This is a genomic window from Pseudothioclava nitratireducens (assembly GCF_029210495.1).
Taxonomy (GTDB): Bacteria; Pseudomonadota; Alphaproteobacteria; order Rhodobacterales; family Rhodobacteraceae; genus Pseudothioclava; species Pseudothioclava nitratireducens.
The window spans coordinates 204,371-223,035 of the sequence record NZ_JARGDK010000002.1 but is presented as its reverse complement, the minus strand read 5'-3'; the positions used below and the strand labels follow the sequence as shown (position 1 = coordinate 223,035).

The window sequence follows — 18,665 nt, the reverse complement described above, 5'->3', positions numbered from 1 at the left end:
TCATTCTCCTACTCGGCCGCGTCCTGCGACCCGTGATCCATAGCCGCCAGCTCGCCGAGTGTCACCGGTTTGAGCGGCGGACGGATGCGGTAATACCCTGTTTCATCTGGCGTTTGCCCGTTTGCCTCGGCCAGGAGAGCCGTCACCGTCAGCCCGCAATAGCGGCCCTGACACGGCCCCATGCCGGCACGCCCGAAGGCTTTGGTCTGGTTCGGGCCCAGACAACCGAGTGCGGCATAGCGGCGAATATCCCCGGCGGTGACCTCCTCGCAGCGGCAGATCGTCGTGGCGTCCTCCGGCGCCATTGCTTCGGCACAGGGCGGATAGGCGAGATCGAGGAAGGGGCGCGCCGCGCGTTCTCGCGCTTTGGCGGAGTGGAGCGGGGCCGCCCGGCGATCACGCTCTGCCGCAGAGATATGGCCCAACGCCTCGGCGAGCTTCAAGGCCGCCAGCCGGCCCGCGATCTCGGCCGCCTTGGCCCCACCGATACCGGTCCCATCCCCGGCCATGAAAATGCCGGGCACATCGCTTTGTCCCCATCCGTCGAGCACCGGATTGAAGCAAGCCTGCCGCGTGTCCCAGCGATGTGTCACGCCCAGCGACCGCGCGGCTTGCGTGTTCGGGACGACGCCGTGGTGCAGGAACACCGTGGTGCAGGCGATACGGTGGGTCCGGCCGCGATGGGTAAACCGAAGAGCCTCAGCTTTGTCCGTGCCTTCGATCCGGAGGCCGGTCGCGCCGGTGTAGCGTGCCACGCCGGCGCGTTTGATCTCGGCGAGCATCGCAAGGCCCTTCGCCAGATAGCGCCAGCCGCGCAGCGCGCCGTCCAGATGGCGCAGGGCTCTGAAGAGATCGCTGCGCGTCTGGGTCTCGACCATCGCCAGCGGCGGGGTGCCCGCCCGCACCATTTGCGCGGCGATCAGATAGAGCAGCGGCCCCGCGCCCACCAGAACCGCTTGCCGCGCAACGAGGCCGGATTGCTTGAGCAGGATCTGCCCGGCACCGGCGGTCATCACGCCCGGCAGCGTCCAGCCGGGAACCGGCATGGGTCTTTCGAGGGCCCCGGTGGCCAGCAGCACCCGTTCCGCCCCGATCTGCGCGCCGCGCCCGTCTTTGGTGTAGGAAATCCGAAACCCGTCTTCGATCGCCCAGACCGTCGCGCCTTCGAGATGCGTGATCGCGCCGTGGTGCAGGCCCGCCGTCAGGGATCTGCCGTGGATATAGTCGGCTCCGAGGATGTCGCCGCGCAGAGCCGCCACGCGATCCACGTCGCGGTAAATCTGTCCGCCCGGCCGGGACTGTTCGTCGAGCAGCGTGACGCTGAGGCCAAGCTCCGCCGCCGTCGCAGCGGCGGCCATGCCTGCGGGGCCAGCCCCGATGATCACGAGGTCATGGCGTTGCATGGCTGCCCCCCTTTGGTTTGGAGATGCTCAGCCCTTCGCGCACGTCGAGCATGCAGGCCTGACGTACCACGCCGTCGATCTCTACGAGGCAGTCGAAGCATGCCCCCATCATGCAGAAGGGCGCACGCGGCGCACCCGAAACGGGGGTCCGACGAAACTCTCCGATACCCGCCGCGAGCAAAGCGGCAGCAAGGTTCGCCCCGGCCGGCAGGCTCAGCGGCGTGCCGTCGAAAACCACCTCCACCCTCGGGGTTTGGTCCAGTTCAAGAAACGGCGAAACGGGATTCACTGAACACCTCCAGATCGGGTTTGGACGCAGCCCCTTCCAGCCAGTCTGGCAACAGATGCGCATGACAGGCGGCCAGCGTGATGCCGCTGTGGCAGGTCACGAGAAATGCACCGGGCAGGGACGTGCTTTCCTGATAGATCGGCAGGCCATCGGGAGAGAGCACACGCAGCGCGCCCCATGACCGGACGAGTTGTGCTTTGGCGAGGGCGGGAAAGGCTGCGATGGCCTCGGCCGCGAGACCCGACAATCCGGGCTGCGTGACGCGGTCGTCATGGCCCACCTCTTCATTCGTGGCCCCGATCTGAATTCCACCCTCGTCCACTTGGCGCGCGATCAGGGAGGGGCGATTGATCAGCTTGGGCAGTTTCTCGGTAATCAGGACCTGACCGCGCTGCGGTCGCACCGGGGCCTTGAACCCCAGCTTGGGCCCCAGCACAGCCGCGCCCAGACCCGCCGCGAGGATCACCTTCCCGGCGCCTACGCTCGTTCCATCGGCGCAGGACAGCACGAAGCTGTCGGGCTTGGTCACCTCCGTCACCGTCTTGCCCGTCAACACCCGCCCCCCCATGCGCCGCACATCGCCAGCGAGCGCCTTCAGCAACTTGAGCGGGTTCGCGTGGCCATCCTGATGGTGAAGAATGGCGCCGACGACCTTCGGTCCGATATGCGGCTCCTCCTTGCGCAATGCGTTATGGCCGAGCACTTCGAACGGGTAATCCCCGCCCAGCTTTTCCTTGAGGGCCAGATATTTCTCGACGGTCGCTTGCAGGGTTTCTTCTGAGAAATGCAGATCGTAACCGCCGCGCTGTTCGAGTGGAACACGCTGACCGGTCGCCGCGCTCAGCTCTGCTGCGAAATCGCCCCAGAGCGCGGCGGATTGCTGCGACCACTGTGCATAGCGGGGCTGGTTCATCCCCTTGGATTGCACCCAGACGAGGCCGAAATTCCCACGGCTGGCACGGAAGGCACCGTCATCGCCATCCAGAACGGTGACGGTCAGGCCGCGCCTGAGCAAGCCCCAGGCGACCGACAGGCCGACAACCCCGCCGCCGATGATGGCATAATCGGTTTCCATGCGTTCGCTCCGTCGGTGAATGGTGCCGTCAGGGCGGCGTGCCCCCCTGACGGTCTGGGCTCACTTGCCGGCTTCGGCGACTTTGTCGAGGATCGCCTGACCCCACTCGACGCCGACATCTTCGAGCACCGCCGGCCAGATTTTTTCGCGGGCAACCGCTGCCATCGCGGCCAGCTCATCGGCGCTCAGTTCGACGACGGTCGTGCCGAGATCGTCAACGAGGCGCTGCTCGTTTTTCTTCTGGTCTGCCTCGGCCACGTCCCAGCGGATCGCCTCGAACGCAGCGGCCTGCTCCTTGAGGGCGGCCTGCTGCTTGGCGGACAATTCGGCGAGGCTGCCATTCGAAATGATCATGTACCAGACTTCGAAATGGGTATTGGCCGGGATGTAAGTCTTGGTCACGTCGCGGAACGAAGCGTAATACCCCTCGGCACCCGAGCCGATGACGCCATCCACGACGCCGGTCTGAACGGCGGTGAAGGCTTCGGAGAAGGGGATCGGCGAAGGAATATAGCCCAGGGCCTCCCCGGTCAGCTGGAAGCTCTTGATGCCGGGCACGCGGACCTTGATGCCGTTGGGTTCGATCGAGCCGGGGTTCGGGTTCTCGACGTTGAGGGCGATGCCGCCGAAATAGACGGGGTAGGCGGCGAGCATGGTGATGTCCTGCTCGGCGTAGAGCCCGGCCATGGTCTCGCGCACCACACCGCCCGGCCCATAAACCGCACGGGCCTGTTCCCAGTTGCCGGCGAGATAGGGGAAGGAGCTGATCTGCATGCGGCGGTCGGCAGCCGTCGCGGCGGGCTGCGTCGCCATGTCGATGGCGCCGACGCTGATGCGTTCCTGCACCGTAGTGTAATCGCCAAGCGCCGAAGCCGGGAAGATGTTGATCTTCACGTCACCGCCGGTGGCTTGCTCAACCGCCGCCGAGAAGGCGCGCAGTTCGACGTCGATGGTGGCGTCTTGCGGGCGCACATGGCTCATCTTGAGGTCCGCCGCTGCCGCGTAGCTGCCGAACGCCATGAGCGCCGCCGTGGCCGTGGTCAGGAATGCATGTTTCATTGAGTGTCCTCCGTGTTGAGTTGATTGGTTTCTTGTGATCAGGGCGCCACGTCGTATCCGAAGAAACGGGGCAGAAAGAGCGACAGGTCTGGCCAGAACGAGGTCAGGAAGACCACGGGCACATAGCCAAACAGGATGAGTTTCATCGCTGGCGGGATCACCTTGGTGACCTTCACATTACCGATCCGCGCGCCAAGGTAGAGGATCGACGCATAGGGTGGGGTCACGCCGCCCATCGCGGTGTTGACGCCCATGATCGCCGCAAATTGCACCGGGCTGACCCCGATGGCCTGCATCAGCGGCAAAAGCAGCGGGGCGATCAGGATGATCGCGGTCACGTCGTTGACCACCATGCCGACCAGAAACAGCAAGATGTTGATCATGATCAGCAGCAGGACCTTGTCCTCGGTGATCGAGAAAATACCCTGCACCAATTGCTGCGGGATGCTCTCATAGACGAACATCTGGCTCAGGATCATCGAGAACAGGATCATCATCATGATCGCGGCCACGGCGGTCGCGGCTTCTTTGCCCGCGGAGAGGAAATTGCTCCATTTCAGACCCCGATAGATCAGAAAGCCGACCGGAATGGCGTAGATCACCGCCACTGCCGCGGCTTCGGTCGGGGTCATGACGCCACCATAGATGCCGCCCAGAATGATCACCGGCATCAGCAGGGCCGGGAATGCGTGAACGCCGCGCCGGGCGACCTCGCCCGTAAGCGCGGAAAAGGTCGGTTTCTCGTCCAGTACAAGGTTGAATTTGCGCGACATCGAGAGGTTGATCGCCGAGAAGGCGGTCATGATCAGCAGGCCGGGGCCAAGCGTGGCAAGAAAGCAGGCGAGGATCGAGGTATCGGTTACCCAGCCGTAGACGATCATCGTGACCGAGGGGGGGATCAGCAGCCCGAGGATCGACGAGTTGGCGATGAGCGCAGTGGCGTATTCGCGCGGGTAGCCGCGTTTTTCCATTTCGGGGATCAGCAGCGGACCGATCGCCGCAATGCCGGTCAGGCCGGACCCCGAGATCGCGCCGATCACCGCGCAGGAGACCGCCGCCACGACGCCCAACCCCCCGCGCACATGGCCGATGAACGCATTGACGAGCCGCAGAAGCGACGCCGCGATCCCGCTTTCGGACATGATCGTTCCGGCCAGCACAAAGAGCGGGATCGCCAGCAGCACGGGATTGCCAAGTTGCTGGAACCCCCAGAGCATCATGCCTTTCATCGTCACGTCGCCGATGAAATACATCACCATCAGGGCTGCTCCGAAACAGTAGGGCAGCGGCACCCCCAGGGTCAGCATGACAACCAGAACGGCAATGGCGATAAGCGCGATCTCGATCATGCCGGTTCTCCTGTGCGCAATGCGCGGATGTGGCGCAGAAGATGCAGGGCGGTGTAGACCATCATCAGGGCCAGACCGGTCAGCAGCGCGATGTCGGAATAGAATGTCGGGATGTAGAGGGTCGGGCTCTCACGCCAGACCCGCCACGCATATTGGGTGAAATCCCATGCCCAGCTCAGCAGCCAAAGGCCGACCACGAGGCTGATGATCTCACCGATGATGGCAAGGATCGTGTGGCCGCGTTCGGTCTTGATCACGATCTCCAGCACATTGGCGCGGATATGGGTATTCTCACGCGATGCGTTGATCGAGCCGAGAATATAGAGCCACAAGGTCGGGTAGAGCATCGTCTCCTCCAGCCCCATGACCGGAACCTGCAAGACATAGCGCGTGATGACCTGCACGAACTGGCCCAGGGCCACGATGCAAATCAGCGCCGTCAAAAGATATTTGGCGAAGGTGTCCATATGTCCCCCAGTCCCGCCTGTAACGGCGGGTGTTTCATCAGAACACTGGACAGACGACATAAAATCAATTTCATAATATATCTAAGTTCATAAATTCGGTTTATAGCCCTTGCATCTCTCCCTTCGACAACTCGCCACCTTTCGTGAGGTTATGCGCTCCGGTTCGATCAGCCAGGCGGCGCGCGCCGTGGGGCGGACCCAGCCGGCCGTTTCCACGATGATCCAGACCCTCGAAGATCATCTCGGCTTTGCCCTGTTCTTGCGCTCGCATGGCAAGCTGACCCCAACACCTGAGGCCTATTTTTTCCTTGAGGAATGCGAAGACATTCTGGGGCGTGTGGAGCGGGCCGAACGCACGCTGGAGCGGATCAGCTCTCTGCAATCGGGCAAGCTCAAGATCGCATGCCACCCGGCGGCCTCCAGCGTGTTTCTGCCGCGCCTTCTGACCGGGTTCCTCAAGGATCGGCGCGATCTCGACGTGGCGCTGATCATGCGCTCATCGGATGTGATCGAAGACCTGATCGCCTCGCAGCAATACGATCTGGGTTTTGCCGAAACACCTGCGCCGCGGGCGTCTATCCGGCAAACGGATTACGATCTGGAATGCGTCTGTGTGCTGCCTGCCGGTGACCCGCTGTCCACTGCGGATGTGGTGACGCCCCAAGACCTCGACGGGCGGCCATTGGCGGTGCTGTTCGATGAGCATATCACCGCGGTTCAGACCGAGGCGGCGTTTCGCGCGGCCGGGTGCCATTTCAATAAACGTCTAGAATTGCGCACTTTTCTGCCGGGCTTGCAATTCGTAGCGGCGGGCATTTGCGTGATGGTCTGCGACATGATCACCGCCTATAGCCAACTGTTGCAGGCCCCGGACAAGGACCGCCTCGTGATCCGGCGGTTCAGTCCGAGAATTTCCAGCAGCGTGTCCATCCTGACCCCCGGCTACGCGACGCAATCCATGGCGAGCCAGGCGTTCATCGCTGTGATCCACGCTGCCGTGCAGCAGATGCAGGTGGAGGTTTTCGAGGCCCTGCGCTAAGGGCACGCTGCTGTCCGGGTCCGCGGCTTATGCGCTCTGGGGCGCGGGGTGTTCGGGCGCTGCGTGACGCAGGGTGACCTCGCGCTGCGGGAAGGGGATTTCGATCCCGCTTTCGCGGAAACGCTTCCATATCTGCACGTAGATTTCGCTGCTGATATTGGCGACGCCGCCTTCGGGGTCGGCGATCCAGAAGCGCAGTTCCATATCGACGCTCGACTCCCCAAAACCGCGAACCAGACAGACTGGCGCGGGTGTCGCAAGAACCCGCGGGCAGGCGCGCGCTGCCTCGATGCAAAGCGTCTGCGCGGTCTCGAGGTCAGAGCCATAGGCGATGCCCACGGCGACCGCGCGGCGCACCTTGCGATCCGAAAAGGACCAGTTCGTCACCGGGTTGGAAATCAGGATTTCGTTCGGGATCAGGGTTTCCGTGCCAGAACGGGTGCGCACCGAGACATAGCGGGCGGCGAGCGACTTCACGACGCCATAGGTCGGCCCCTCGCCAGTCTGGATCTCGATGACATCGCCGGGTTTGATCGAGCGGTCGGCGAGCATGCTGAAGCCCGCGACAAGGTTGGCGACGGTGCGCTGCATCCCCAGACCCACGCCCAGACCCAAGGCCCCGGAGAAGAAGGCAAAGGCGGTCAGGTCGATGCCGACGACCTGCATTCCGATCAGCACCGCCAGCACCATGAGCACCATGCCGAGCAGTTTGGACATCAGCACCCGCATGGTCGGCGACAGCGAGGTCGAGCGCTCCAGCCGGCGGCTGATAAACCCCGAGGAGTGATAGGCGACCCACAGCAGCGCCGAGGAGCTGATAACCCCCTGAATCGCGGTCCAGAGCGAGATCTTGATGTCATCCGAGGCGAATTTCACGCTGTCGAGCCACCGGATCGCGGGCTCCAGCAGACCGACCGCGTTCAGCGCGGCGAAAGACCAGATTGTCCAGGAAACCACATTTGCCGCCGAGGCGGAGGGCAGCAGGGTGGTCAGGATGCGGATCATGACCCAGGCGTTGATAAGGCTTGCGAACAGCCGCACCATCGCGGTGGGTTCGGCAAACGCCGTCAGCACGCCGAGCGAGATCCAGAGTCCGATCACCCAGCCGATCGGCAGGCTGATGGAGGCGGCGGTATGAAGCGCGCGCTTGGTCATGCGGCCCTCGGCCCGTGCCTCGATCGTCTTGATAAGGCGCCGCACGAGCCGACGCAGCGCCAGCGCCAGACCGAAGGCCACGAAGACCGCGACGAACTGATAGGGGGTGAACAGGCGCGTTGCGAAGGTCCACAGATGTTCGCCCAACCCGAGCGCGAAATCGTAGAGCGGCGAGAGGAAGGTCTGTTCAAGCTGATCCATGGGGCGGTCCTTTGGGCTGGGCTGGTCAGGAGTCGTGGGGGGCGGTGCAATAGGGAATGCCGCGTCCGGCGATGATGCCGAGCGAAGCTGCGTGGCTCAGGACGTGCCGGCACCCGTCACGGTCCGCGGTCCCCGTGGCCGCAAAGGGGAGCTTGACGGTCGCGTCGATCGGACCGAGGCGGTTAAGGGTGCTTGCGGGGGCGCTGGCGATGCGGTCCAGATTGGCCAGCACGATACGCCCGCGAATCCAGGGCATGCTGGGCACTTCGGCAAACCGTGCGGCGAGCACCGCGAAGAGTTCGGGCGCCATGAGCACGAGCAAGGTCGGGCCGGGACGCATCCCGCCATGGATCACGATGTCGGTCTCGGGCGCGGCGGCGGGCCTTGTCATGGTGCTCTCCGGGGCGGGGATATCCGGCTTGAAAAAAGGGGCGGATCGCTCCGCCCCCAGTTGAGGTTCTCTGAGGGGCAGTATGGCCTCAGAAGCCAAGCACCAGCGCCAGGCCGACCTTGTTGTCGGTGCGGATGGCACGGCTGTCGTTGTATTCCGACAGGTAGCTGATGCGGGTCGAGAGCGTGTCGGTCATCTTCACGCTCACACCGAGGTCGTTGTCGATCCGCAGGGCGGTGTCCGACTTGAGCAGGTCGGTATCGTTCGACACGAAGACGTTGTCGTTGATCTTGTAGAAGAAGCGCGACGCTGCGAGGTAGCCGGTCTCGGTGGTCGAGTTGCCCAGACCGTCCTCGAGGTAGCTCACGCCGATACCGGCCTGAACACGCCAGGTCATATCGGGCGTGTTGATCACGCGGTAGCCCGGACCGAAGCCGAGATAGGCGTCCTTTGCAAAGGCCTCGCCGGGGATGGCGGCATCGACCGCAAGCCCGTCTTTCTTGAAGCGCGCAAGCGCGAACCCGTAGACATTGTCATTGAAGTAGTAGTTCGCATCGTAGATGCCGAACACGTCCTTCTTGGTCGCCGCCCCCTCGGTTTCCGAGAAGTCGATCGCCATGCCCAGGGTCTGAACAAAGGCGCCCTCGGCGTGGCGCAGGCGCAGACCCAGTGCGAAATCCTGCTCGTCGGAGTTGCCGGTCTTGCCGACATAGCTCAGCGAGGCGCTGCCGCTCAGGCCTTGCTTGAATTCCGGGTTGGAGAAGCGCGCGGCATCCTGCGAGCGCTCGAAATCGTCCTCGACGGCCGTTTCGATATCGTCGAGGCGGTCGCTCAGGGCTTTGGTGCCGACCAGTTCGCCTTCGGCATAGGCGGACGTTGCGGCGAGGCCGAGGCCGAGTGCCGCAACCAGAAGTGCATTTTGCGTCATGTCATACGTCCTTTCACATTGGCGCCGCGACCAAAGACTCGCAGCGTTGCGCAGACCGTATGTCACCCTTATGCAGAAGTATAATTCATAATATTTAGCAATGAATTGAGAATTACTTGATGATGTTGTCCGGCGAGCCCAGTTCATGCAAGGTGTGATCCTCGTTGAGATCGCGCAACTCGGTCAGGACTTCTTCGAGTTCGGCGTCGAGCTGGGTGACGACGTGGCGGACGGCTTCGCGGGTTGCCTGAATCACCGCCGGATCAGCATCATCCCGCCAGACCATCCAGACGGGGTAGGGGAAGGCAGGCGCGTCGGGCACCAGATGCAGCGTGCCTTCGTCGATATAACGCTTCACGTAGCGCGCGGGCAGATAGGCCGATCCTTGGCGCCGTCGGATGAAGTCAGCCGCCAGCGCCCCGATCGCGAGCGTCACCCCGGAAAAGCGGAAATCGGGGAATTCGATGCCATGGGCGCGAATGAACTCTGGCCCCCAGTCGACCAGCACATACTTCTCGTCGAGCGGAAGCTGCGGGTCGGGCCAGGATGCAACGAGGATCAGCTCCTCCTCCATGATCTTCTCCGCGACAAGACCCGGGCGCAGTTGCGGGGTGTAGAACAGGGCGGAATGGAGGGTTCCTTCGATCAGCATTCGGGTCAGGCGCTCGGGCATGCCGAGTTCGCCGCGGATGCTGAGCTGTGGCATGGTTTCGTGCAGGCGGTCGATGATGCGGAAGCCAAGGCGTGGCCAGAGCGAATATTGCGCGCCCATGACCAGCGAGTCGGTAAAGCCCGCCGGGACCGCGACCTGTTGGCGCGCCTCTTCCCAGAGCCTCAGGAGTGAGAGCGCGTAATGCTCGAATTCGCGCCCGGCACTGGTCAGCTCGGTCCCGGACTTGGAGCGGGTGAACAGCGATTTGCCGAGCTGGTCCTCAAGCCGCTGGATGCGCAGCGAGACAGCCGACTGGGTGACCAGCAGCTTCTCGGAGGCCGATTGCAGCGAGCCGCAGGCGGCGACTTCGACGAAGGTTTTGATCAGGGTCAGATCCACTGGCGGGCCCTTGCGTGTTATGCCCCGTCTGAATGTGCCCAAGAGCCGGGGAATGTCGGGGTGCAAGCCCTCTGGGCTGGCGCGGCGTTTGTGCCTGTATACGCGTCCGCGCGGGGGATGATCAAATGGTGCGGAGGGCCGCCGCGCGGCCCGCGCCGGTGTCAGATGTCCTTGAGCAGCCGTAATGCGTCATAGATTGCCGCATGGGTGTTGCGCGCGGCCACCGCGTCGCCGATCCGCAGCAGGCGGAAGCGGCCTTCGGGGTTGCGGTTCAGCGTTTGCGGGCGACCCGTTGCCAACGCGTCGTAATCGACCGCGCCGGAGTTCAGGGAGAGCGGTTTGAGCTCGAAATACAGCGTATCGAGCGGGCGCGTGCCGTGATTGACGACGACCTGATCGACCACCCGTTCCCGTGTGACGGGACCGTAATCGCTGCCCAGAATAGCCCGCAGCCGGTTGGCCTCACGCGTGACCGAGAGCAGCCGCCATGTGACGGTGAAGGTGGCGTCCCGCCCTTGCAGCGCGCGCATGTAGGGCACGAGGTTCATCGCCATCACCTCGGGGGCGAAGCTGCGGTCGGGGGTCACGATCTCGACCTTGGCACCGCTAGCCGAGATGCGATCGGCCGCCATCAGCCCGGCGTGGTCTCCGGCATCGTCGAAGACCAGCACCTCGCGCCCCGGCTTCACATCACCCGAGAGGATATCCCAGGCCGAGACGACCAGATCGTTGCCCTCTGCGAGCACCTCGGTATGCGGCAGGCCGCCCGTGGCGACTACAACCACATCGGGCGCGGTCGCCAGCACGTCTTCGGTCTCGGCATAGGTGTTGAAGTGGAACTGCGCACCGCGCTTGAGCGCCTGCTCATAGCGCCAGTCGGTGATCGAGATCATCTCGCGGCGGCGCGGGTCCTGCGCGGTCAGGCGGATCTGCCCGCCGGGCTGGTCCGCGGCCTCGAAGACGGTCACCGCATGGCCGCGTTCGGCGGCGACGCGGGCGGACTCCAGACCGCCCGGACCCGCGCCGATGATGGTGACGCGTTTGCGTTCGGAGGCCGGGAGGATGGTCTGGGGTTCCGTCAGCTCGCGTCCCGTCGCCGGATTGTGCAGGCACAGCGCCATGCCGCCCTGATAGATCCGGTCGAGGCAGTAATTCGCCCCCACGCAGGGCCGGATGTCGTCCTCGCGGCCCTCGATCACCTTGCGCACCAGATGCGGGTCGGCCATGTGCGCCCGCGTCATCCCCACCATGTCGAGCTTGCCGCTGGCGATGGCGTGGCGGGCGGTGGCGATATCGGGGATCTTGGCCGCGTGGAAGGTGGGAAACCCGGTCGCGGCCCGGACCTGCCCCGCGAAGTCGAGATGCGGCGCATTGCGCATGCCCTGGATCGGGATCAGATCGGTCAGGCCGGGATCGGTGTCGATATGGCCCCGCACCACGTTCAGAAAATCCACCATGCCGCTGTCTTTCAGGCGGCGCGAGATTTCCAGCCCATCTTCGGCGCTGAGGCCGCCGGGCAGGTCCTCGTCCCCGGTATAGCGCACGCCCACGATGAAATCCGGCCCCACCCGTTCGCGGATCGCGGCCAGCGTGTCGAAGGTGAAACGCAGCCGGTTGTCGAGCGAGCCGCCATAGGGGGCCTCAAGGTCATTGGTGAGCGGTGACCAGAACTGATCCATCAGGTGCCCGTAGGCCTGCAACTCGATCCCGTCGAGCCCCGCCGCCTGCATCCGTTCGGCAGCATCGGCATAATCCTGAATGATCCGCGCGATGTCCCAATCCTCGGCCTTTTTGGGAAAGGCAAGGTGGGCTGCCTCGCGGGCATGACCGGGAGAGACCACGGGCAGCCAGTCCGCCTTGTCCCAGCGGGTGCGGCGCCCGAGATGCGTGAGCTGGATCATGACGGCGGCGCCATGCTCGTGACATTCGTCGGCAAGCTCGCGCATCCATCCGACCACCTCATCCTTCCAGACGAGGATATTGTTGAACACCGGCGGGCTGTCGCGCGACACGCTCGCCGAACCGGCCGTCATCGTCAGTGCGACACCTGCCTTCGCCCGCTCGGCGTGATAGGCGCGGTAGCGGGCCTTTGGCATACCATCCTCGGCATAGGCCGGCTCGTGGCTGGTGATCATGATGCGGTTGCGAAGCGTGAGATGCTTGAGCTGATAGGGCTGCAAAAGCGGGTCTTTGGACATGGTGCACCTTTGGGCTGATGCGGGAAGATTCCATAAATGTTCATATGTGTAAAGTTTAAGTTCACTTATGAACATTGCTTGTGCGGCGCCCGCTGAAAGGGTAGCGTTGCGCCATGGATCAGACGGTGGACAAGGAGAGCGGCTGGCGCGGATCGCGCGAGGGATGGCTTCAGGCCGCCTATGACGCGTTGATCGAGGGCGGGCCCGATGCGGTCAAGATCCTGCCGCTCGCAAACCGTTTGAAACTGTCACGCACGTCGTTTTACTGGTTCTTCAAGGATCGGGAGGCGCTTTTGGCGGGGTTGCGGGCGCTGTGGCACACGGCCACGACCGAGCCGCTGATGCAGGCCGCCGAAGCCTATGCCGAGACCGAGACCGAGGCGATGCTGAACCTGCTCGCCTGTTTCCTGTCGGGGCGTTTCGATGCGCGGCTGGAATTTGCGATGCGCAGCTGGGGGCTGGCCGATCCGGCGATGGCAGAGGCGCTGCATGCCGCCGACGCGGCGCGGCTTGAGGCGCTGGGCGGTTTGCTGCGGCGCTGGGGGCATGAGGCGGGCGATGCCGATGTGCGGGCCCGCACGATTTATCTGGTGCAGATCGGCTATATCTCGATGCAGACCGAAGAGGCGCTGGAAACCCGGCTCGCACGGATTCCCAACTATGTCGAGATTTATACCGGACGCCGCCCGACCGCGTCAGAGCTTGCGCGCTTCGAGGCGCGGCTGCGAGGCGGCGGGACTTAGCGGTCGCGGGCCAGCCGGTCCAGCCCCGCGCGCAAGGCGTCTTCGGTGCCCGCGCGCTCCATATGCTGCCGCAGGCGCTGGTTGTAGCCACCCTCGGTGTTGAGCGCCTCGATCAGCGCGGCGGCGGGCGTGTTGTGCAGGCTTGACGCGATCAGCATCCGCAGGAACGCCTCTCCTTGGGCCGGGTCGCCCGTTCGGCTGCCCAGCCAGTCGCCCGCCGTCTCGACCATCTGCGCAACCGGCGAAAGCACGGCCTGCGCGCACAGATAGGCAGAGAGCTCGTCGGCGTCGCGCAGCGCAAAGATACGGTTGCGCGCGCCGAACAGGGTCTCGAGCAATGCCGTATCCCCCTGTGCGAGGATCGGCGAGCCGCCCTCGGCGATGCCGGGGAAGGGCAGCATGACGGCGAGTGCGCGGGCGGGGGCGACGAGCGGGGCGAGATCGGACAGGGCGATCCCTGCCATCAGCGAGATCACCTGCTGATCGGGCCGAAACCGGAGCGCGCGCAGGATGTCGGGCGCGACCTCGGCGATGAGGCCGAGGACGATCACATCGCTGCGCGCGATCACCGTCGGGTTATCGGCCACGCGCACGTTCGCGAAGGTCCCGGCGAGCGCGGCGGCATTCTCTGCGCTGCGCTCGGAGACGGTGATGTCATGCCCGTCCGCGGCAATCCCGCGCACGACCGCGCTGGCAATGGTTCCGGTGCCGATGATGCCAATCCGCATGGTGTGCTCCTGTCTGTTTGGACCTTCCTAGCACAGTTTGCGGGCGGTCAGAGGCTCGGGATCATCCCGCCATCGACGCGGATCACCGCGCCATTGACATAGGAGGCGCGCTCGGAGGCGAGAAAACACACCATATCTGCATATTCCGACGGACGACCGTAGCGCCCGAGCGGGATCGTAGCGCGGCTCTCGGCGCTGATCTCTTCGACGCTGCGGCCGCTGGCCTCGGCTTTCTTCGCGTCGAGAAAGGCCACGCGCTCGGTGGTGATACGGCCCGGCACGACGATATTCGCCGTGATGCCGTCGCGCCCGACTTCGCTGGCCAGTGTCTTGGACCAGCCGACAAGGCTTGCGCGGAGCGCGTTCGAGAGCGCGAGGTTGGGGATCGGCGCGATCACGCCCGCCGAGGTCGAGGTGACGATCCGGCCCCAGCCACGCGCGCGCATCCCCGGCAGGAGCGCGTCGGTGATCGCAATCACCGAGAGCACCATCGTCTCGAACCCGGCGCGCCAGTTGCCGGGCGATTGCCCCGCGGCAGGGCCGGGGGCGGGGCCGCCCGTATTGGCGATCAGGATGTCGATGGGGCCGAGTCCGGTCTCGATCTCGGCGATAGCGGAGGAAATGCGGGCCGGATCGGCCAGGTCCCACACTACGACAAGCGCCTGCCCGCCAGCGGCCATGATCTCGTCGGCACAGGCGCGCAGCCGCTCGGTATTGCGCCCGGCAAGGGCCACGCGCGCGCCCTCTGCCGCCAAGGTGCGGGCGATGGCCCCGCCCAACCCGCCGCTGGCCCCAAGAACCAGTGCGACCCGTCCCGTGATCCCCAAATCCATGATCCGTCCTCCCTTTCGCGGGACAGCATTCCGCCGGGCCGTGCGATCTGTCCAGTTCTCAGATCGCTGCTGCGCGGCGCTGCAGGTGCGGCAAGTCATTGATTTTCATAAGGCTGGCAAAATTCGGCCACGGTCGGGGCGGGGTTCTGCCAGCTTTCTGCACCTGTTTTGGTGAAAACCGTTGATCGGCGCCGCGATCCGGCGAGGCTTGGGTATCCCGCGAGGAGGCGGGCCTAACTGGGAGGAGACAGATGTTTCACAACATCAAGCTCGGCGCTGTGGCTGCCGGCGTCATCGCACTGTCCGCGCCGGTCGCGCAGGGCAGCGAATTTATCAACATTCTGACCGGGGGCACTTCGGGCGTTTACTATCCGCTGGGCGTCGCGCTTTCGGATATCTACGCCAAGGGCATCGAGGGCGCGCGCACGCAGGTGCAATCGACCAAGGCCTCGGTTGAGAACCTGAACCTGCTGGAACAGGGCAAGGGCGAGCTGGCCTTCGCGCTGGGCGACTCGGTCAAATACGCTTGGGATGGCAATGAAGAGGTCGGCTTCAAGGCGCCTCTGGGCAAGCTGCGCGCGATCGCGGCGATCTATCCGAACGTGATCCAGATCGCGGCGCTGGAGGATACCGGCGCGACCACCGTGGCCGATCTCAAAGGCAAAAGCCTGTCGGTCGGGGCCGCCAAATCGGGCACCGAGTTGAACGCGCGGGCGATCTTTGGCGCCTCCGGCATGAGCTACGAGGATCTGGGCAAGCTTGAATATCTGCCCTTTGCGGAATCGGTCGAACTCATGAAGAACCGCCAACTCGACGCAACGCTGCAAAGCTCGGGTCTGGGCAATGCGGCGCTCAAGGACCTGTCGACCTCGCAGCCGATCCGGTTCCTGTCGGTGCCCGCCGATGTCGCCGAGAGCCTTGGCGCGCCCTATATCACGAGCACCATTCCCGCTGGCACCTACGAGGGCCAGACCGAGGATGTGCCGACCGTCGCGGTGGTGAACTTCCTCGTGACCCATGAGGATGTCTCGGAGGAGACCGCCTATCAGATGACGAAGCTGCTCTTCGAGAATCTCGACACGCTCAAGGCCGCGCATTCGGCAGCGGGCGGGATCTCGCTCGAAGGTGCGGTGAAGGGTTCGCCCATTCCGATGCATCCGGGCGCAGAGCGCTACTACAAGGAGCAGGGCCTGATGTAAGGCCAAGGGCCTTCGGGCCCGGTTCGGCCGGTTCGGACACCCCGGACCGGCCGGTTCTGCACATCCGGGAGGGATGGGATGAAAAGCGAAACGCATGAATTGCCCGAGGCTGATCTGGGCCTGCACGATCCACTGGCCGAGAGCTTTCCGGGCGGTGCCGAGGGGCGCGCGCTGTTCTGGCTGGCGGTGACCTTTTCCGGCTTTCAGATCGCGGTGGCCGCGCATCTGATCGACCTGCCCAGTCAGGTTGTGCGCGCGGTGCATGTGGGCTTCCTGATGGCGCTCGGCCTGCCGCTGTTGTCGATTGCCAAGCGCTGGGGACCGCTTGGCCGGATGCTCGCCTACGGGTTGGCGGCGGGCGGCGTGGCGATCGCGGCCTACCAATGGGTCGAGTTCACCGATCTTCTGATGCGTGCGGGTGACCCGTTGCCGCGCGACATTGTGATGGGCGTGCTGGCGCTGGTCACGATCTTTTTCGCGGCCTGGGCGCTGATGGGGCCGGCGCTGCCGATCATCTCGGGGCTGTTTCTGGCCTATGCGCTTTGGGGCAACCATCTGCCTGCGCCGCTTGATCATCGCGGCTATGACTTCGCGCAGGTGATCGAGCATCTGACCTATGGCACCGAAGGCATTTACGGCATCCCGACCTATGTCTCGGCGACCTATATCTTCCTGTTCATCCTGTTCGGCGCCTTCCTCGAAAAGGCCGGGATGATCAAGCTGTTTACCGATGTCTCGCTTGGGCTTGTGGGTCACCGGATGGGGGGCGCGGCGAAGGTTTCGGTGCTGTCCTCGGGGCTGATGGGCACGATTTCCGGCTCGGGCGTGGCCAATGTGGTGACGACCGGGCAGTTCACGATCCCGCTGATGAAAAGTTTCGGCTATCGCCCGGCCTTTGCGGGCGGCGTCGAGGCCACGGCGTCGATGGGCGGGCAGATCATGCCGCCGGTGATGGGCGCTGTGGCCTTCGTCATGGCCGAGACGCTGGGCGTGGAATATGTCGAGGTGGTGAAAGCCGCACTGATCCCGGCGATCCTGTATTTCTTTGGCGTGTTCTGGATGGTTCACCTTGAGGCGGGCAAGCGCAACCTGCGCGGGCTCTCACGTGAGGAGCTGCCCTCTGCCAAGGCTGCGCTCAAGGAGGGCTGGTTCCTGATCCTGCCTCTGGGCGTGCTGATCTGGCTGTTGTTTTCCGGTTATACGCCCTTGTTCGCGGGCACCGTCGGGCTGGCCTTGACGGGCCTTCTCATCCTTGGCGGGTCCGTGGCGCTGGGCCTGCCCGCGGGGGCGCTGCGGGTGATTTTCTGGGTCTTCCTCGGGCTGATCGCGGGGGCGTTCTTCAAGTTCGGGCTGAATATCGTGCTGATCGCGCTCGCAGCGCTGATCGCGGTCAACCTTTTCAGCAAGGGCGGGCGCGAGACCTTGGCGCTGTGCCGCGACAGCCTCGCGGAAGGCGCGAAAACCGCGCTGCCGGTGGGTATCGCCTGCGCGCTGGTGGGGGTGATCATCGGTGTGATGACGCTGACCGGCGCAGCCAATACATTCGGGCAGTATATCGTGGGGGTGGGCGAAAAGAGCCTGTTCCTGTCGCTGGTACTGACGATGGTGACCTGCATCGTTCTGGGCATGGGGATTCCCACGATCCCGAACTATATCATCACCTCCTCGATCGCGGGGCCGGCGCTTCTGGCGCTTGGCGTGCCGCTCATCGTGAGCCATATGTTCGTGTTCTATTTCGGCATTCTGGCGGACCTGACGCCGCCAGTGGCGCTTGCGTGTTTCGCCGCCGCGCCGATTGCCAAGGAACGCGGGCTGCGGATCAGTTTCGAGGCGGTAAAGGTCGCGGCGGCGGGCTTCGTGGTGCCGTTCATGGCGGTCTATACGCCTGCGCTGATGCTGCAAGATGGCGGCCCGCTGGCCGAGACGATCGGCTATGTGCCGGCGGTCGCCTATGTCGTGCTCAAGGCGGTGATGGCGCTCGGTCTCTGGGGGGTGGCGGTGATCGGCTGGCTCGGTCGTCCGCTGGCGCTGTGGGAACGCGCCTTGGCGATGGCGGCGGCGTTTTCGTTGGTGGCGGCGCTGGCGATCACCGACGAGATCGGCTTTGCCTTGTCGCTGGCCTTCGGTGTGCTGATCTGGCTGCGGCGGGGCCGGGCGGGGGCGGTCGCGTGAGCGGTTGCCTGCTGGCGGGCGCGGTTGCGATTGCGCTGGGCGCGGAGGGGGACTTCACGCTCGAATGGACCCATTCGGTCGAGAAGCAAAGCTGGCGCGAGGCGTGGCAGGTGGCCGAGGGCCGGATGATCCTGCGCCGCGCGGCGGTGAAAGGATCGGGGGCGGGGATGGAGCCCGGCCCCGATGGCCGGTTCGAGGAGGGCTGGTGGGTCTGGGAACCACAGGCCCCCCCGGTGCGGGAACTGGTGCTGGCGGCCTCGGGGGCGACACCCTCCGGCTGGCAGCTTTGCGCGACGGACTGCATCACCCTTGGCGCGACCCCGGCAGAGCCGCTAGTGTTGCGCCCATGCGTGGATCAGTCCGCGCCCGGAGGGTGAGGAGGATC

The 18,665-nt window shown here is 64.6% G+C and carries 18 protein-coding genes; 5 read left to right on the top strand and 13 right to left on the bottom strand.

All coding sequences use genetic code 11. The features are described from left to right. Positions 1-8 precede the first annotated feature (8 nt). The 6 genes from P0X85_RS03295 to P0X85_RS03270 are packed head-to-tail and all read right to left on the bottom strand — an operon-like array spanning position 9 to position 5,642. Entirely contained in the window at positions 9-1,403 is a 1,395-nt protein-coding gene (locus P0X85_RS03295) for an FAD/NAD(P)-dependent oxidoreductase (RefSeq protein WP_275808392.1), read from the bottom strand. Further along, positions 1,390-1,692, bottom strand: a complete 303-nt coding sequence (locus P0X85_RS03290) for a 2Fe-2S iron-sulfur cluster-binding protein (RefSeq protein ID WP_275808389.1) — start codon at positions 1,690-1,692, stop codon at positions 1,390-1,392. Before P0X85_RS03290 ends, P0X85_RS03295 begins: the two co-directional genes overlap by 14 nt. Continuing rightward, positions 1,667-2,767 carry an NAD(P)/FAD-dependent oxidoreductase gene (locus P0X85_RS03285; protein WP_275808386.1) on the bottom strand — a complete coding sequence of 367 codons (1,101 nt, stop codon included), beginning with the start codon at positions 2,765-2,767 and terminating at the stop codon, positions 1,667-1,669. Before P0X85_RS03285 ends, P0X85_RS03290 begins: the two co-directional genes overlap by 26 nt. 60 nt (positions 2,768-2,827) lie before the next feature. Beyond that, complete coding sequence (gene dctP, locus P0X85_RS03280) at positions 2,828-3,826, bottom strand: TRAP transporter substrate-binding protein DctP (protein ID WP_275808383.1); 999 nt, start codon at positions 3,824-3,826, stop codon at positions 2,828-2,830. A 38-nt stretch (positions 3,827-3,864) separates the two neighbouring features. Further along, positions 3,865-5,175, bottom strand: a complete 1,311-nt coding sequence (locus P0X85_RS03275) for a TRAP transporter large permease (RefSeq protein WP_275808380.1) — start codon at positions 5,173-5,175, stop codon at positions 3,865-3,867. Continuing rightward, entirely contained in the window at positions 5,172-5,642 is a 471-nt protein-coding gene (locus tag P0X85_RS03270) for a TRAP transporter small permease (RefSeq protein ID WP_275808377.1), read from the bottom strand. Before P0X85_RS03270 ends, P0X85_RS03275 begins: the two co-directional genes overlap by 4 nt. A 109-nt stretch (positions 5,643-5,751) precedes the next feature. Here P0X85_RS03270 and P0X85_RS03265 point away from each other — a divergent pair, with 109 nt between their 5' ends. After that, on the top strand, positions 5,752-6,681 hold the full coding sequence (locus P0X85_RS03265) for a LysR family transcriptional regulator (RefSeq protein WP_275808374.1): 930 nt from the start codon (positions 5,752-5,754) through the stop codon (positions 6,679-6,681). A gap of 27 nt (positions 6,682-6,708) precedes the next feature. Here the strand turns inward: P0X85_RS03265 and P0X85_RS03260 are convergent, their stop codons facing one another. From P0X85_RS03260 to hpbA, 5 genes are all read right to left on the bottom strand, one after another. Continuing rightward, positions 6,709-8,037 carry a mechanosensitive ion channel family protein gene (locus P0X85_RS03260; RefSeq protein WP_275808371.1) on the bottom strand — a complete coding sequence of 443 codons (1,329 nt, stop codon included), beginning with the start codon at positions 8,035-8,037 and terminating at the stop codon, positions 6,709-6,711. Between the two features lie 25 nt (positions 8,038-8,062). Next, positions 8,063-8,428 carry a hypothetical protein gene (locus tag P0X85_RS03255; protein WP_275808368.1) on the bottom strand — a complete coding sequence of 122 codons (366 nt, stop codon included), beginning with the start codon at positions 8,426-8,428 and terminating at the stop codon, positions 8,063-8,065. An 88-nt stretch (positions 8,429-8,516) separates the two neighbouring features. Next, entirely contained in the window at positions 8,517-9,356 is an 840-nt protein-coding gene (locus P0X85_RS03250) for a DUF481 domain-containing protein (protein ID WP_275808364.1), read from the bottom strand. Between the two features lie 112 nt (positions 9,357-9,468). Further along, positions 9,469-10,407: a LysR family transcriptional regulator gene (locus P0X85_RS03245; protein WP_275808361.1), complete on the bottom strand. Its 939-nt coding sequence runs from the start codon at positions 10,405-10,407 to the stop codon at positions 9,469-9,471. 161 nt (positions 10,408-10,568) lie between these two features. Then, a complete protein-coding gene (gene hpbA / locus P0X85_RS03240) occupies positions 10,569-12,605 on the bottom strand; it encodes an N-methyl-L-proline N-demethylase HpbA (protein ID WP_275808358.1) in 2,037 nt (678 codons plus the stop codon). 113 nt (positions 12,606-12,718) lie between these two features. Here hpbA and P0X85_RS03235 point away from each other — a divergent pair, with 113 nt between their 5' ends. Then, a complete protein-coding gene (locus tag P0X85_RS03235) occupies positions 12,719-13,348 on the top strand; it encodes a TetR/AcrR family transcriptional regulator (RefSeq protein ID WP_275808355.1) in 630 nt (209 codons plus the stop codon). Here P0X85_RS03235 and P0X85_RS03230 read toward each other — a convergent pair. Together P0X85_RS03230 and P0X85_RS03225 are read right to left on the bottom strand one after the other, a co-directional pair. Continuing rightward, positions 13,345-14,076 (bottom strand): NAD(P)-binding domain-containing protein, encoded by a 732-nt coding sequence (locus tag P0X85_RS03230; RefSeq protein ID WP_275808352.1) that lies wholly within the window; start codon positions 14,074-14,076, stop codon positions 13,345-13,347. The genes P0X85_RS03235 and P0X85_RS03230 overlap by 4 nt on opposite strands. 47 nt (positions 14,077-14,123) lie before the next feature. Then, positions 14,124-14,909 (bottom strand): SDR family oxidoreductase, encoded by a 786-nt coding sequence (locus tag P0X85_RS03225; protein ID WP_275808348.1) that lies wholly within the window; start codon positions 14,907-14,909, stop codon positions 14,124-14,126. A 251-nt stretch (positions 14,910-15,160) separates the two neighbouring features. Here P0X85_RS03225 and P0X85_RS03220 point away from each other — a divergent pair, with 251 nt between their 5' ends. The 3 genes from P0X85_RS03220 to P0X85_RS03210 all read left to right on the top strand — a co-directional run bounded on the left by P0X85_RS03220 (position 15,161) and on the right by P0X85_RS03210 (position 18,657). Continuing rightward, on the top strand, positions 15,161-16,108 hold the full coding sequence (locus P0X85_RS03220) for a TAXI family TRAP transporter solute-binding subunit (RefSeq protein ID WP_275808345.1): 948 nt from the start codon (positions 15,161-15,163) through the stop codon (positions 16,106-16,108). Between the two features lie 78 nt (positions 16,109-16,186). Beyond that, positions 16,187-18,280 (top strand): TRAP transporter permease, encoded by a 2,094-nt coding sequence (locus tag P0X85_RS03215; protein ID WP_275808342.1) that lies wholly within the window; start codon positions 16,187-16,189, stop codon positions 18,278-18,280. Next, positions 18,277-18,657: a DUF1850 domain-containing protein gene (locus tag P0X85_RS03210; protein ID WP_275808339.1), complete on the top strand. Its 381-nt coding sequence runs from the start codon at positions 18,277-18,279 to the stop codon at positions 18,655-18,657. The genes P0X85_RS03215 and P0X85_RS03210 overlap by 4 nt, the downstream gene beginning before the upstream one ends. Positions 18,658-18,665: the final 8 nt, after the last annotated feature.